Origin of the sequence: Rhodococcus sp. JS3073, assembly GCF_026810085.1 — a bacterium.
GTDB lineage: Bacteria > Actinomycetota > Actinomycetes > Mycobacteriales > Mycobacteriaceae > Rhodococcus_F > Rhodococcus_F wratislaviensis.
Genome location: NZ_CP113951.1, coordinates 3,106,182 through 3,119,056 on the forward strand (window position 1 = coordinate 3,106,182; position 12,875 = coordinate 3,119,056).

General features: G+C 67.1%; 12 protein-coding genes. 4 read left to right on the forward strand and 8 right to left on the reverse strand.

Annotated features, from left to right (window positions below):
• Positions 1-8: 8 nt before the first annotated feature.
• From OYT95_RS13960 to OYT95_RS13970, 3 genes are read right to left on the reverse strand one after another with little or no spacing between them, the layout of a single operon-like run.
• Entirely contained in the window at positions 9-686 is a 678-nt protein-coding gene (locus tag OYT95_RS13960; protein ID WP_268791735.1) for a GntR family transcriptional regulator, read from the reverse strand.
• Positions 673-1,413, reverse strand: a complete 741-nt coding sequence (locus tag OYT95_RS13965) for a maleate cis-trans isomerase family protein (RefSeq protein WP_011596947.1) — start codon at positions 1,411-1,413, stop codon at positions 673-675. Before OYT95_RS13965 ends, OYT95_RS13960 begins: the two co-directional genes overlap by 14 nt.
• A 35-nt stretch (positions 1,414-1,448) precedes the next feature.
• Complete coding sequence (locus OYT95_RS13970; protein ID WP_268791736.1) at positions 1,449-2,192, reverse strand: maleate cis-trans isomerase family protein; 744 nt, start codon at positions 2,190-2,192, stop codon at positions 1,449-1,451.
• An 80-nt stretch (positions 2,193-2,272) separates the two neighbouring features.
• Between OYT95_RS13970 and OYT95_RS13975 the strand changes: the two genes are divergently transcribed.
• The 4 genes from OYT95_RS13975 (at position 2,273) to OYT95_RS13990 (ending at position 6,627) form a co-directional block, all read left to right on the forward strand.
• Positions 2,273-3,247 carry a D-2-hydroxyacid dehydrogenase gene (locus tag OYT95_RS13975; protein WP_037241887.1) on the forward strand — a complete coding sequence of 325 codons (975 nt, stop codon included), beginning with the start codon at positions 2,273-2,275 and terminating at the stop codon, positions 3,245-3,247.
• Positions 3,248-3,283: 36 nt separating this feature from the next.
• Positions 3,284-4,654, forward strand: a complete 1,371-nt coding sequence (locus tag OYT95_RS13980) for an amidase (protein ID WP_268791737.1) — start codon at positions 3,284-3,286, stop codon at positions 4,652-4,654.
• Between the two features lie 141 nt (positions 4,655-4,795).
• Entirely contained in the window at positions 4,796-6,283 is a 1,488-nt protein-coding gene (locus tag OYT95_RS13985; RefSeq protein ID WP_268791738.1) for a protein kinase family protein, read from the forward strand.
• Positions 6,280-6,627, forward strand: coding sequence for a YidH family protein (locus tag OYT95_RS13990; protein WP_268791739.1), 348 nt, complete (start codon positions 6,280-6,282; stop codon positions 6,625-6,627). Before OYT95_RS13985 ends, OYT95_RS13990 begins: the two co-directional genes overlap by 4 nt.
• Here the strand turns inward: OYT95_RS13990 and OYT95_RS13995 are convergent.
• From OYT95_RS13995 to OYT95_RS14015, 5 genes are all read right to left on the reverse strand, one after another.
• Positions 6,619-7,503 carry a formylglycine-generating enzyme family protein gene (locus tag OYT95_RS13995; RefSeq protein WP_268792243.1) on the reverse strand — a complete coding sequence of 295 codons (885 nt, stop codon included), beginning with the start codon at positions 7,501-7,503 and terminating at the stop codon, positions 6,619-6,621. The two genes, OYT95_RS13990 and OYT95_RS13995, sit on opposite strands and share 9 nt — an antisense overlap.
• A gap of 74 nt (positions 7,504-7,577) precedes the next feature.
• Positions 7,578-8,519: an HAD family hydrolase gene (locus OYT95_RS14000; RefSeq protein ID WP_268791740.1), complete on the reverse strand. Its 942-nt coding sequence runs from the start codon at positions 8,517-8,519 to the stop codon at positions 7,578-7,580.
• 5 nt (positions 8,520-8,524) lie between these two features.
• Positions 8,525-10,063, reverse strand: a complete 1,539-nt coding sequence (locus OYT95_RS14005) for an arylsulfatase (RefSeq protein WP_037241904.1) — start codon at positions 10,061-10,063, stop codon at positions 8,525-8,527.
• Between the two features lie 120 nt (positions 10,064-10,183).
• Positions 10,184-12,385 (reverse strand): maltose alpha-D-glucosyltransferase, encoded by a 2,202-nt coding sequence (gene treS, locus OYT95_RS14010; RefSeq protein WP_128640057.1) that lies wholly within the window; start codon positions 12,383-12,385, stop codon positions 10,184-10,186.
• Positions 12,386-12,483: 98 nt separating this feature from the next.
• Positions 12,484-12,864 carry a DUF1937 family protein gene (locus OYT95_RS14015; RefSeq protein WP_037241906.1) on the reverse strand — a complete coding sequence of 127 codons (381 nt, stop codon included), beginning with the start codon at positions 12,862-12,864 and terminating at the stop codon, positions 12,484-12,486.
• Positions 12,865-12,875: the final 11 nt, after the last annotated feature.

Below are 12,875 nucleotides of genomic sequence, written 5' to 3' on the forward strand. Positions count from 1 at the left end.
CACTGTCGCTACGACGACAGAGCCTTCTGGTCGGCGCGGAGCCGCTGGACGGCGTCGTCCAGGTGTTCGGCGAGCAGTTTCTGCACCTCTCCAGCTGTACCCGACCGGATCGCCTCGCGCAGGGTCGCGTGTTCCTGCGCCTGCTCGCGGATGTCGTCGTAGGTGGTCTGCAACGCACCCAGGCACATCCGGGTCTCGATCAGGAGCGTCCTCGCCGCCCGAATGAGCCGGGGGCTCTCCGAACTCTCCACCAGGATCTGATGGAACTGCTGGTCGGCGTCCGAGACGGCGGCGGCGTCGCCGCGCTCGGCCGCGGCCTGCATCACGAGCACGGTGGGTTCGAGTGCCAGGTAGGTGGCTTCCCGGCGGCCGTCGTCGAGGATCATCTCGAGCGCCCCGCGCTCGATGACCGAGCGGCTGCGGTACACGTCGACGACGTCGTCGAGGGTCAGCTCCGTCACGAAGATCCCGCGATGACGGATGCTGTGCAGTATGCCCTCGGACACGAGCCTCTGCATGGCTTCACGCAGGGGCCCGCGCGAGACCTGGAAATGCGCGGCCAGTTCCGCCTCGCCCAGCTGCGCACCCGGTTCGAGCGCACCCTTCATGATGGCGACCCGCAGGCGGTCCGCGATGAATTCGGCAGTCGATTGACGACTGACGGGTTCCAGGTCAGTCAGAGCCATGACTGTGGCCTTTCTCGAACAAGGTTCCTAACGACGGGTGCACCGCCGTGTGGCCCGCAAGACGCAGGCCTTCCCAGATGGTCACCTGGTTTGCCGTGAGGACCGGCTTGCCGAGGCGCTGCTCGAGAGTACTCAGCGCACCCAGCGTCCTCATGGCCGTGTCGGGGATGAGCAGGGCTTCGGCGTCCGGATGGTCGTTCTCCACCGCAAGTTCCACCACGGATTCCGGGCTGAGCAGACCGACCTCGGCCGCGGTGTCGATTCCCGCACTCGACATCGACAGCACCTCGATGCCTGCGGCGGCGAGGAACTCGACGAACAGCTTCGCGACGTCCTCCGGGTAGCTCGCGGCCACCGCGACGCGCGTGATCCCCAGTGCGTGCAGGGCGTGGACGAACGCGAAACTGGTGCTGGACGTGGGCACACCGGTGGCCGCGGCGAGCGTCTCGGCCTGCTGCTTCGCCCCGTCGGGGCCGTAGACGAAGCTGCCCGAGGTGCAGGCCCACACGACGGCGTCCGGCTTCTCCTCGGCGAGGAGTGCGGCCCCGCCGGCGAGCTTCTCGGGGCTCCCGAGGTCGAGCAGTTCGGGCACGGCGTGCAGGTCGGTTCCGTAGATGTGCACGACCGGCAGATCCACTCCGAGCATCTCCGCGGCGAAGGGGTAGTCGTCCTCGGCGGCGTGATCGGGGTAGATGAATCCCACAGTGGGGGTCGGCGTGCTCGTCATGCGTTCTCCTCTATTCCGTGTCGTGTGGGGTGATGTCAGAAGACGTTGCGGAGCCACTTGCCCGGGCCCGTCATGGGGAGTTTCATCCGGCCGAGACAGGCCCAGATCGTGAGCTGGTTGGCGGTGAGGACCGGTTTGCCGAGTTCCTGCTCGAGCGGGGCGATGACATCGTAGGTAGGCAGGTTGGTACAGCTGACGAAGATCGCCTCCGACCTGGGGTCGTCCGCAGCGATGATCCGCTCGGCGATCGTGCGGTAGTTGACCTTCCAGATGCCGCCGCCGAGTCCGAGGTGATCGGAACGAACCACCTCGGTGCCTGCCTCGTTCAGGAACGCGTGCAGCCGTTCGGTGAGCGGGGCGTCGTACGGCGTGATCACCGACAGCCTGTTCAGCTCGAGGTGTTCGATGGCCTCGACCAGCGCGCCGGACGTGGTGATCGCGTGCTGGGCGCCTGCCTCGCAGATCGCGTCGCACAGCGTTCGCTCGTATTCGAGACCCTTGATGAAGCTTCCCGACGTGCACAGATAGGCCACGACCTCGGGCTCGACGTGCAGGACGTCGCGAGTCGCCGCCATGAGGTGTCTTCGCTCGGACACGAGTTCGGCCATCTCCAGGCTGACGGGCACGGGTTCGTACGGCGTGCGCGCCAGATGGAGGCTCACCTCGAGGGGAGCCCATCGCCACAGTTCTCGTTCGAGCGCCAAGTCGAACGGGGCGATGATGCCGATTCCCCGTTGCGCGATAGGCCCCTCGAATTCGGGAATGTTCAGTTCCAACACCAGGCCTCACCTTCGTTTCGGCCGCGCCCGAGCATTATCAGATTGTTGACAATCATACGAGTTACTCATACGGTGTCAACGTGAGTCGGAACCCGATCGTCGCGGTGCTACATGCCCACGTCCTGCCGAGCGACGAACTCATGGCACCCGTCGCGTCCCGTGCCGAAGTTCGCTACACCGGCAAGGCGGGGCTGAGCGACGCCCTCGACGGCGCGGACGTGCTGTTCCTCTACGACTTCCTCACCGACGCGGTGCCCGGAGCCTGGCACGCCGCCGGCTCCCTGCAGTGGCTGCACATCGCCGCGGCAGGCGTCGATCCCGTCATGTTCCCCGAGGCCCGCGACAGCGACGTCACGATCACCAACTCACGGGGCGTGTTCGACGGGGCGATCGCCGAGTACGTGCTCGCCCAGATTCTCTCGTTCGCGAAGGATCTGCCCGGTTCGCTGCGCCTGCAGCAGACTCATACCTGGCAGCACCGGGAATCCGAGCGGATCGCGGGCCGCTCCGCCCTGATCGTCGGCACCGGCCCCATCGGCCGCGCGATCGCCCGGCTTCTCCGCGCGGCGGGGATGGAGGTCAGTGGGTCCGGCCGCGCCGCACGCAACGCCGACCCCGACTTCGGGACGGTCGCCGCGACGGAAGACCTCCCGGAGCAGCTCGCCGTCGCCGATTACGTGATCGCGGTGGCACCACTCACCGAGCAGACCCGCCACCTGTTCCGCGACTCGACGTTCGCCGCGATGAAGCCGGGTGCCCGGTTCGTGAACGTCGGACGCGGTGAGCTCGTCCGCACCGACGACCTCGTCGCCGCGCTCCGGACGGGGACGATCGCGGGCGCCGCGCTCGACGTGTTCGACACGGAACCGCTCCCCGCCGGCCATCCACTCTGGGACATGCCGAACGTCTCGATCACCCCCCACAATTCGGGCGACTTCGCCGGCTGGCGAGATGACCTCGTAACCGTGTTCACCGACAATTTCGAACGCTGGGTTGCGGGGTACCCGCTCGAGAACGTAGTTGACAAGCACCTCGGTTACGTACCGAGCCGATGAAGACAGGGCCCGAACGTCCAGGCTGAAGGAGTTCTCATGAATCCCACCGACATGACCGCCGTCGAACTGGTCACGGCCTACTCGTCCGGAGAACTTTCGCCGGTGGAAGCGACGCAGGCGATGCTCGACGCCATCACCGAGCGTGACCGCACCATCAATTCCTACTGCCTCGTCGACGAGGAGCGGGCGCTCGCGCAGGCACGGAAGTCCGAAGAGCGCTGGAACACCGGTTACTCCAAGGGACTGCTCGACGGCGTACCGATCTCGATCAAGGACATCTTCCTCACCGACGGCTGGCCGACGCTCCGGGGATCACAGGCCGTCGACGAGGACCAGCCGTGGAACGTCGACAGTCCCGTGGCCGCCCGGCTCCGCGAAGACGGGATGGTATTCCTCGGCAAGACCACGACCCCCGAGATCGCCTGGAAGGCCGTGACCGACAGCGCCCTGTGCGGGATCACCCGCAACCCGGCCGACCCGACCAAGACGGCCGGTGGTTCGTCGGGCGGCAGTGCCGCGGCGGTCGCGGCGGGACTCGGTCCCTGCTCCGTCGGCACCGACGGCGGTGGCAGTGTGCGCATCCCCGCCTCGTTCTGCGGCGTCGTCGGTTTCAAACCCACCCACGGTCGCATCCCCCTGTTCCCGGCGAGCCCGTTCGGACCGCTGGCGCATGCCGGCCCCCTCACCCGCACGGTCGAGGATGCGGCACTGCTGATGGACATCCTGTCGCTGCCGGACCCGCGCGACCCGACGTCGCTCGCCCCGTTCGCGACCACCTTCCGCGGCGAGATCGGCCGCGACGTGGTCGGACTCGGCGTCGCGTACTCCCCCACGCTCGGCTACGTGACGGTCGATCCGGAGGTCCGGGCGATCGTCGACCGCGCCGTGCAGGCCCTCGACGCCGCGGGCCTGCCGGTCACCGCCGCCGACCCGGGCTTCAGCGATCCGATCGAGGCCTTCGAGCTGCTGTGGGCGTCCGGGGCCGCGGCCATGCTGAAGAACTTCCCGGAAGGCGCGCGCGACAAGGTCGACCCAGGGCTCGGCAAGATCTGGGAACGAGGCGAAAAGTTCAGCGCGGTCGACTATCTCGACGCCCGCGCGGTGGCCGCGGACATCGGCATCACGATGGGCAAATTCCATCTGACGCACAACGTCCTGCTCACACCCACCGTCCCGATTCCGGCGTTCGAGGCCGGCTACGACGTGCCGCCGGACAGCGACCTCACCAGCTGGCCGCAGTGGACGCCGTTCACCTACCCGTTCAACCTGACGCAGCAGCCGGCGATCAGCATCCCGGTGGGCCGCACCGCGGCGGGACTGCCGGTGGGTCTGCAGATCATCGGCCCCCGCCACTCCGACGACCTCGTACTTGCGGTCGCGCGATATGCGGAACACGTCCTCGGCTAGGTCGACCGAAAAGCGCACGATTCGCGCTGCATCCGAGGATGATCAGCACTAGGCCCGGTGCTGCGCGAACGTCTGCGTTGCTGCCCGGGTGACAGTTGCCTGACAGGGATTTTCGGGGTCGGGGCGAGCCCGGGAGAGTAGATGACAGCGACGCCGGTGTCCGGGGTCCCGCCGCATTCGCCGCAGGGCCCGGATCCGCTCGCCCCGGGCATGCTCGTCGCCACCCGATACCGGCTCCTCGGACGGTTCGCCGGCCCGCACTGGGTGCAGTGGTGGCACGCGCACGACACCGAACTGTGCCGGGACGTCGCGCTCAGCCTCATCGACTCGGCGCAGGTCCGCGCCACCGACACACGTCCGGATCCGGTGGCGCGCTTCTGCCGGAACACCACCGGAACCAGCTTCAGCCACGAAGGCCGGATCGCGCAGGTCTACGACATCGCGGCGGTCGGCGACCGGATCGCCGTGGTCGCGGAATGGACGCCCGGGTGGCGTGTCGCGGATGTCGCGCGCACGGTCCCGCGTCCGTTGGATGCCGCTCGCACCGTGCGGCACCTCGCCGCGGCGACCGCAGACGCACACCATTTCGGTGCCCGCCTCTCACTCGATCATCCCAACCGGGTGCGGATCTCCCGGGAAGGACTCGCGGTCCTCGCCTTCCCCGCCACTCTCGCCGACGGCACCGCCGCCGACGACGTCGCGGGGCTCGGCGCGCTCCTGTACGCCCTGTTGCTCGGCACGTGGCCGCTGTCCTCGTCCGGCGAAACCCGGGCAGCCGGACTACCCCCGGCAGGCAGGCGCGGTGACGGTTCCGTCGTCCCGCCGCATCGTGTGCGGCCCGCGATTCCACGACGTTTGTCCGACGTGGCCATGAACGCCCTCGCTCGGCGACCCGGCATGGTCACCGCGCAGGCGGTCGTCGACGCCCTCGACCGGATCCTGGCGGACGCGCGGGCTCGCACGGCATCCGCATTCGCTTCGACCACGAAGAGAGCCCGCCCGGCCGTCAACCGGCCCCCCAGGCCGAACGCCCCACTTCCCGCATTGAGCGGCGCACTCGCCCTGATCGTCGCGCTCGGCGCCGCCGGGTGGGCGGCGGGCGCCACATTCACCGCGTCGGACGCTCCCCCGGCCGCCGTCGCGGACAGCATGCTCAGCCAGATCGCGCCGGTGCCGGACCCCTTTCAGACACCGCTCACCCCGTCATCCGCGGCCGTCTACTCCCCGCTGCGCTTTCCTGACAACGGTGCCACTGCCTCCCTCGCCGTCGACGCGAACCCCGCGACATCCTGGGCGACCGACCGCTACCCGCAGCAACTGTCGGCGACGAAGCGAGGAGTGGGTCTGATCGTGTCGTTTCCCGAGCCCGTCGATCTGCGGACCGTCTGGATCGACTCCCCGACACCGGGCACCACGGTCGAGATCCGGACCGCCCCCGTCGCGTGGGCGAACATCGAACGCACTCAGGTGATCGGCGCCGCCACGCTCGGCGACGGGGTCACCGAGATCGTGGCCCGGACTCCCACACCCACCCGTCGGGTCCTCATCTGGATCTCGGGACTGTCCGGCGGCGAGTCCGGGTTCCAGTCGCGCCTGTCGGAGATCGGCTTCCTGGGTAGCGGCGCATGAGCCCCAACATCTTCGGTCCCACCCAGCCGAACACCGGTAGCACCGCACGCGACCATCTCGCCAACGAGCGAACCTACCTTGCCTGGCATCGCACCGGTATCAGTGTTGCCGCGCTGGGCGTGGCGGTGGCGAAGTTCGCACCGCACCGCGGCGCCCACGCCGTGGCTGCCGGATTGATCCTGATCGGCGCCGGGCTACTGGTGTCCGTCTACGGCACCGTCCGCTATCGGGTCATCAGCAGGCAGATCGAAACAGGGGAATTCGCACCGGCGACGTTCACCGCCGTGGTCACCTCCAGCGTCGTCACAGTGCTCGCACTCCTCGCCGTGGTGGTCCTACTCTGACCCGGGCAGGGCCGTGACGCAGCGGAATCCGATGTGGCTCATCCCGGTGTCGACCATCTGCGGCCGCCGTGCCGCGGGCCGATACCGACGGCAGTAGCTGTCCGCACACAGAAACGATCCACCCTTGATGACCCGCCGGGGCACCCGGAATTGGGGCTGCCGGGCATCGAAGCTCTCCGACATGCCGGGCCCCCGCGGATTGCGGGGCGCACAGCACGACTCCGCTGTGTCGCTGTGACGGTCCGAGTACCAGTCGGCGGTCCACTCCCACACGTTCCCCGCCAGGTCGAACAGACCGTATTCGTTGGGCGGATAGCTACCGACGGCGGCCGTGGTGCCGTAGCCGGGGTCCGGGCGCCACGGGAACTCCCCGTGCCAGTAGTTCGCCAGCGGACGGGATTCACTCTCGGCGGCGTCGCCCCAGGTGAATTCGGCGTGGTCGAGTCCGCCGCGCGCCGCAGCCTCCCATTGCGCCTCGGTGGGGAGGGACCGCCCGGCCCACTCTGCGTACGCTGCCGCGTCCTCGTGGGCGACGTGGACGACGGGATGCTGTTCCAGGCCGGCCGTCGACGACCCGGGGCCTGTCGGGTGCTGCCACGACGCGCCGACGGTCCAGGTCCACCACTGGCTCAGATGACGGAGATCGACCGGGCCCCGAGTGCGGGTGAACACCATCGATCCCGGTTGCAGGTTCTCCGCGGGAGCCCCGGGGAATTCGGCGGGGTCCAGCGGGCGCTCGGCGACGGTCACGTAGCCGGTATCGCGCGTGAATCGCGCGAACTGCGCGTTGGTGACCTGGTGGGTCTCGACGGCGAAGGCGTCGACCGCGACACGATGCGCCGGACCTTCTTCCGGATAGTGCCGATCCGAGCCCATCGTGAAGGTCTGGGCGGGGACGTGCCGGACTTCGGAGACGGTCTGGGTTTCCACACGCCTTCCCTTCTGCCTGATCAGGTCACGGCGGGCGAGAAGACCCTCGTCCAATCGTTCTTCATGCTTACCACGGTCCAGCCCCTCTCTCGTGCGTGTTCGAGGGCCTGCTCGGCGCCGGCGACGTAGTCGAATTCGCGTTCGGCGTCGTCGTGCAGGATCAACACCCGAAGCGACGGGCGGTCGGGTTGCCCGGAGAACGAGAGCATCGGCAGGTCGCCGTTGGAGTTGCCGACCGACAGGATCGGCCGTCGCCCGATCCGGCTCCAGATTCGGACCGGTTTCTCCGGACCGTCGTCGAAGAAGTCCATCGCGGCCTTGTAGAGCAGGTCGCTTGCGTCCGCCCCTTCACGGTACGAGAGGCCGAGGGCGCTGCCGATGACGCGTTCCGGCGGAACCCCGTAGAGCCGCCCGGCGACCGGGCGCATGAAGTCGCGATCACCGCCGGACGCGATGTAGACGGTGAAGTCGTTCGCCTCGAGATAGCGCAGCAATTCGACCATCGGCACGTATCCACAGCCGGAGTACGGGCGACCGAGCGTCGGGTGGTCCGCGTCGTCGAAGAAGGCCCGGACCCGCGCATCGTAATTCTCGACGGTGACCGAATCGAATGCCTCGGTGACTGCGCCCATCAACAGTTTCAGATCGCCGTCGTCGCCGTGATAGTGCTTGACCATCGCCGCACCGAGCCAGTGAAGGTCGCGCTCGTGGGCCGCCTTCCACGGTTGCGTCTGCTGCAGATCGGGATTGTCCGCGGCCATCTCGGCGAAGCGCCGGATGGTGAAGTCGAGTTGGATGGGCATCGGCTTCTCACACCAGAGTGTGCCGTCGTTGTCGAACACGGCCACCCGGTCCGCGGAGTCGACGAAGTCCGGCCCGCGTGCCGTCACCCGCCCGACGAAGTCATCGATCGCGGACCGCGTCGCTCCGTCCGCCCAGGAACCACTCAGCCCGGCCCCCATGTCGGTCAGTCCTTCGCCAGGAAGGCGTGCAGCTTCGCCACCGCATGGTCGATCGTGAAGCTCGCCGGCTCCTGCCTCGGGGGAAATTCCTTGAACGTCTCGAGGAATTGACTGGTGATGAAGGTTCCGTAGATGGCGATGTAGTCGTGGTCGAGGAACCAGTCCCAGTAGGTGTTCGACGTGATGTCGGCACGCTCGAACGGGTCGGTGCGCAGGTTGAACAATTTCGGCAGCCGCAGGGCGGTGAACGGCTCCGCCCACAGTCCGAGGGTGCCCTGCGCCCGCTGCTCCATGAACACGATCTTCCAGTTGTCGAAACGGATGCCCAGCACGTCGCAGTCGTCGGAGAAGTAGACCATTCCCCGGCGCGGGGACGTGTCGACCTCACCGGTGAGGTACGGGAGCAGGTTGTAACCGTCGATGTGCACCTTGAACGTCTTGTCGCCGACGTCGTACCCGGACTTCAGTTGCTCGACGATGTCGGGCGCACCGGCGGCGGCGAGGAAGGTGGGGAGCCAGTCGTGGTGCTGAACGATCTCGTTGGACACGCTGCCCGCGGGGATCTTGCCCGGCCAGCGAATCACCTCGGGGACGCGGAACGCACCCTCCCAGTTGGTGTCCTTCTCGCTGCGGAACGGGGTGGTCGCGCCGTCCGGCCAGGTGTTCGCGTGGGGACCGTTGTCGGTGCTGTAGATGACGATGGTGTTCTCGGCGAGACCCAGCTCGTCGACCGTGTCGAGCAGCTGGCCGACGTGCTTGTCGTGATCGATCATCGTGTCGTGGTAGGGCGACTGCCAGTGCCCCGCCTGCCCGATGCTTTCCGGCTTCGTGTGGGTCCGCAGGTGCATGTGCGTCATGTTCATCCACACGAAGAACGGTGTGTCCGCTTCCTTCTGCCGCGTGATGAAGTCGATTGCCGCGGAGACCGTCTCGTCGTCGATGGTCTCCATGCGCTTCTTGCTCAGCGGCCCGGTGTCCTCGATGCGTTGCTTCCCGAGCGCCCCGTACCGCGGGTCGACCTCGCCGGCATCCTCCTCGGTGGCCCAGCAATGGAGGACGCCGCGCGGCATCATCACCTCGTGCAGTTTGGGATAGTCCTGCGCGCTGGGATAGTCGGGGAGCTCGGGTTCTTCCTCGGCGTTCAGGTGATAGAGATTGCCGAAGAACTCGTCGAATCCGTGCGCGGTCGGCAGATACTTGTTCAGGTCGCCGAGATGGTTCTTCCCGAACTGTCCCGTGGCGTACCCGAGGGGCTTGAGCAGTTCGGCGATGGTGGGGTCCTCGGGCGACAATCCGACGTCGACTCCCGGGATTCCCACCTTGCTCATGCCGGTGCGGTACACGCTCTGCCCGGTGATGAACGACGCACGACCCGCGGTGCAGCTCTGCTCACCGTAGGAGTCGGTGAATTTCATGCCCTCGTCGGCGAGTCGGTCGATGTTCGGTGTCCGGTACCCCATAAGTCCGTCGCTGTAGCAGCTGAGATTGGTGATACCGATGTCGTCTCCCCAAATGACCAGGATGTTGGGTTTCGCGTCCGTCATCTGTCTCTCCTCGCATCATCGGGGGGAATCGCAGTCCTGACGTTGCTCCCGGCACCCCCGGGCCACATCACCCACACCGGGTGAGAACCTCGGGATCACGCACCCCCGATCGGCCCGGATTCAGCCCGCGTCGTCCGCCCGGCCCGGTCTCACGACGACGGGGACCCCCTCGTACGGCGCCAGGGTGATCGGGAAGCTGTGGAGTTCGTCGACGGTGCCGATCTGTTCGTCGGTGAACAGGTTGACCGCGGGTGATCCGGCCGGCAGGAACTGGGACTGCACGGTCGCGGCGATCTCCTCGGACGTGAAGTTGAGAACGGTGACTTCGAGACTCGAATCCGCCAGTTCGTGGACCATGACGAGCAGCCCCTTGTGCGACACCGTGGGCACGTCGAGCTGGACCGCGGTGGCGATGCCGAACCGGTTGCGGACGTCGATGATGCGGGCGAGACCGCGAGCGAAGGACGCCGGATCCTGCAGCTGCACCGGCAGACTCCCGTACAGGCTGGTACCCCGGGGGATGCCCGACTCCGACCGGGCGGCTTCCGGATTGACCCCCATGAGGTCGTGGGCGCCGCGGTTGATCCAGCGGGTGTCGCCCTCGGCCAGAAGGTCGGCGACGTCCTCGGACGGCACGGGCAGCAGCCCGCACAGATCCCAGCCCGACAGGGCGAACACACCGGGCTGGAGCGCATTGAACATCGCCAGGAGCAGATGCGCCTGCTTGACGGTGTCGATGTCGGCGGCATCCATCCTGTCGAGGTCGCGGATGCCGAGCGCAGCGGTGATGACGCTCGCGGTCGTGCAGGCGATCCCGTTCGTCGTGAATGTGCGGTTGTACGGGGCCCAGCGTCCGGTGAGCCGCTCGCACAGATCCTTCCGGATGCGGTCACCGAGATCGGACCCCGTGATCGACTCACCGCCGTACACGAATTCGTCGTCCTTGTGCAGCGTCGCGAAGTGGACCAGTTCGAACGTCAGCTCGTCGTGGTTCTGCAGGGCATGGACGAGCGATGCGGCATCGACACCGTGATCGCGGGCGAGGTTCATGGTGAGCCGGAGAAATTCGGTGTTCCCCATGACGAGGGCGTGGTGGTAGGCGGGACGATTGATGAAGTCGTAGGACAGGTCGGCTCCGGTCGTCCCCATCGCCTTGATGTCGTCGATCGTGAGGTTCAGTTCCTGGAACGTGAATCCCCCCATCTTCCGCACGATGCTGGCGATCAGGTGATTCGCCGCCTCCGACAGTGGATGCCCTTCCGACCAGCCGGGCAGTCCTTCGGTCCGGCGTTCGACTCCGAGGAAACCGTTGGCGTCCAGTCGAAGCGCGCCGGCACCGAGGTCCGCGATCGAGTGGCAGGCGTCCCCGATGACGAGGCGCATGCCCGCGAACGACGGATCCAGCCAGTTGATGGAGGGCTGCCCCGCCTTGAAATAGTGCAGGTACACCCACCTCCGCTCGATGCCGTCCACCCCCTTCACCGCGGGAGTGACACTCCAGTTCGTTTCCTTGACACCGAGTTCGTAGAAGATGACGCGCTGGAGTTGACCGATGATGTACCCGGCCCGGGCGAGTTGCGCCTCGGTGTCGGCGTCGATGTTGACCGAGTCCCGGCCTTCCGGCACACGGGGAAGCAGGTGCCAGTCCTGCTGTTCGATCTCCACCATGTGATAGATGCCGGGGTAGTCGGCGTACGCCATCTCGGCGAGCCGGAAGTCGGCGCCCTTGCCGGTGTGACCGGGGACGATGTCGTCGATGACGATGCCGTCGTACGCCGACGCGACGACGCAGAGCTTGCGGAACTCCTCCTCGGTTCCGAAGGCCGAGTCGATCTGCATGCTGATGCGGTCGAAATGGCCGTCCACCGACGGCGTGGCCCGCCACCCGTTGATGCCGCCTGCCTGCTTCACCGGCCCGGTGTGGACCGCGGTCACCCCGATCTCGGAGAAGGCCTGCCACAGGGACTCGTCGCCGAGCGAACTCAGGAAACTCGCGCGCGGCGCCGTGATGATCGAAATCGGGTACGCCGTGAACCACACCGACCCCCGTTCCACCGCGGCGCGCGGATTCGGGTCGGCATACGGGTTCTGCCACATGCTGCCCTTGCCGGACAACTGCTCCGCGATCAACTTCGCATCGTGCAGGATCGACTGATTGATCAGCCATTCCACATAGTTCGGGTTGTCCGGCACCGGCTCACCCGTCTGCGCATCGACCCTGGTCGCACGGCGGACCGACGGTTTCAACGGCCGAGGGCGCGCCGGGTAGAACTGCTCGTCGTAGCTGATCTCGCTGGGCTCGTGATGGATCTCGGGGTTCATGGTCCTCCGTCGTCATCTCGTCTGCTCCGCCGCACCGGTCGGCTACCCGTCCACCGTCCCACGGAAACGACCGGCCGGCATGCGGAGTTGGATGACTGTCAGCGGACCGCGGACCTTTCGGGTGCGACGAACTCGGCGGAGGCCTCGGACCACAGGCTCACCCGCCTGTCCCGGCTCTCGAAGAACTCGATCTCGCGTCTGATGCCGGAACTCTGATCCCATCCGGGGAGATCGAGGATGATCAGCTCCTCCATCGCGTCCATGAACACCCGGTCGACGGGTCCCCACATCGTGCCGATCGCGGTGGTGTCCTTTCCGGTGAAAGTCAGGTTGACGGGATGTGACATCGACACCTGGCTGAACACCGCATGACCGGATTCGACGATGTATCCCGCCACTTCGTTGCTGGCGAGAAACCGCTCGTGCGTCACCGCCGGGTCGGCATGGCTGTAGGGGCAGGCCAGAAAGATCTTTCGCATGGTTCCTCGTG

Bases quoted from the DNA above. Each gene is read 5' to 3' on its own strand.
- OYT95_RS14005 (WP_037241904.1), bottom strand. From the start codon at position 10,063: ATGACGGACGCGAAACCCAACATCCTGGTCATTTGGGGAGACGACATC.
- OYT95_RS13965 (WP_011596947.1), bottom strand. From the start codon at position 1,413: ATGACGAGCACGCCGACCCCCACTGTGGGATTCATCTACCCCGATCAC.
- OYT95_RS14000 (WP_268791740.1), bottom strand. From the start codon at position 8,519: ATGGGGGCCGGGCTGAGTGGTTCCTGGGCGGACGGAGCGACGCGGTCC.
- OYT95_RS13980 (WP_268791737.1), top strand. From the start codon at position 3,284: ATGAATCCCACCGACATGACCGCCGTCGAACTGGTCACGGCCTACTCG.
- treS (WP_128640057.1), bottom strand. From the start codon at position 12,385: ATGAACCCCGAGATCCATCACGAGCCCAGCGAGATCAGCTACGACGAG.
- OYT95_RS13985 (WP_268791738.1), top strand. From the start codon at position 4,796: ATGACAGCGACGCCGGTGTCCGGGGTCCCGCCGCATTCGCCGCAGGGC.
- OYT95_RS13990 (WP_268791739.1), top strand. From the start codon at position 6,280: ATGAGCCCCAACATCTTCGGTCCCACCCAGCCGAACACCGGTAGCACC.
- OYT95_RS13960 (WP_268791735.1), bottom strand. From the start codon at position 686: ATGGCTCTGACTGACCTGGAACCCGTCAGTCGTCAATCGACTGCCGAA.
- OYT95_RS13995 (WP_268792243.1), bottom strand. From the start codon at position 7,503: ATGGGCTCGGATCGGCACTATCCGGAAGAAGGTCCGGCGCATCGTGTC.
- OYT95_RS14015 (WP_037241906.1), bottom strand. From the start codon at position 12,864: ATGCGAAAGATCTTTCTGGCCTGCCCCTACAGCCATGCCGACCCGGCG.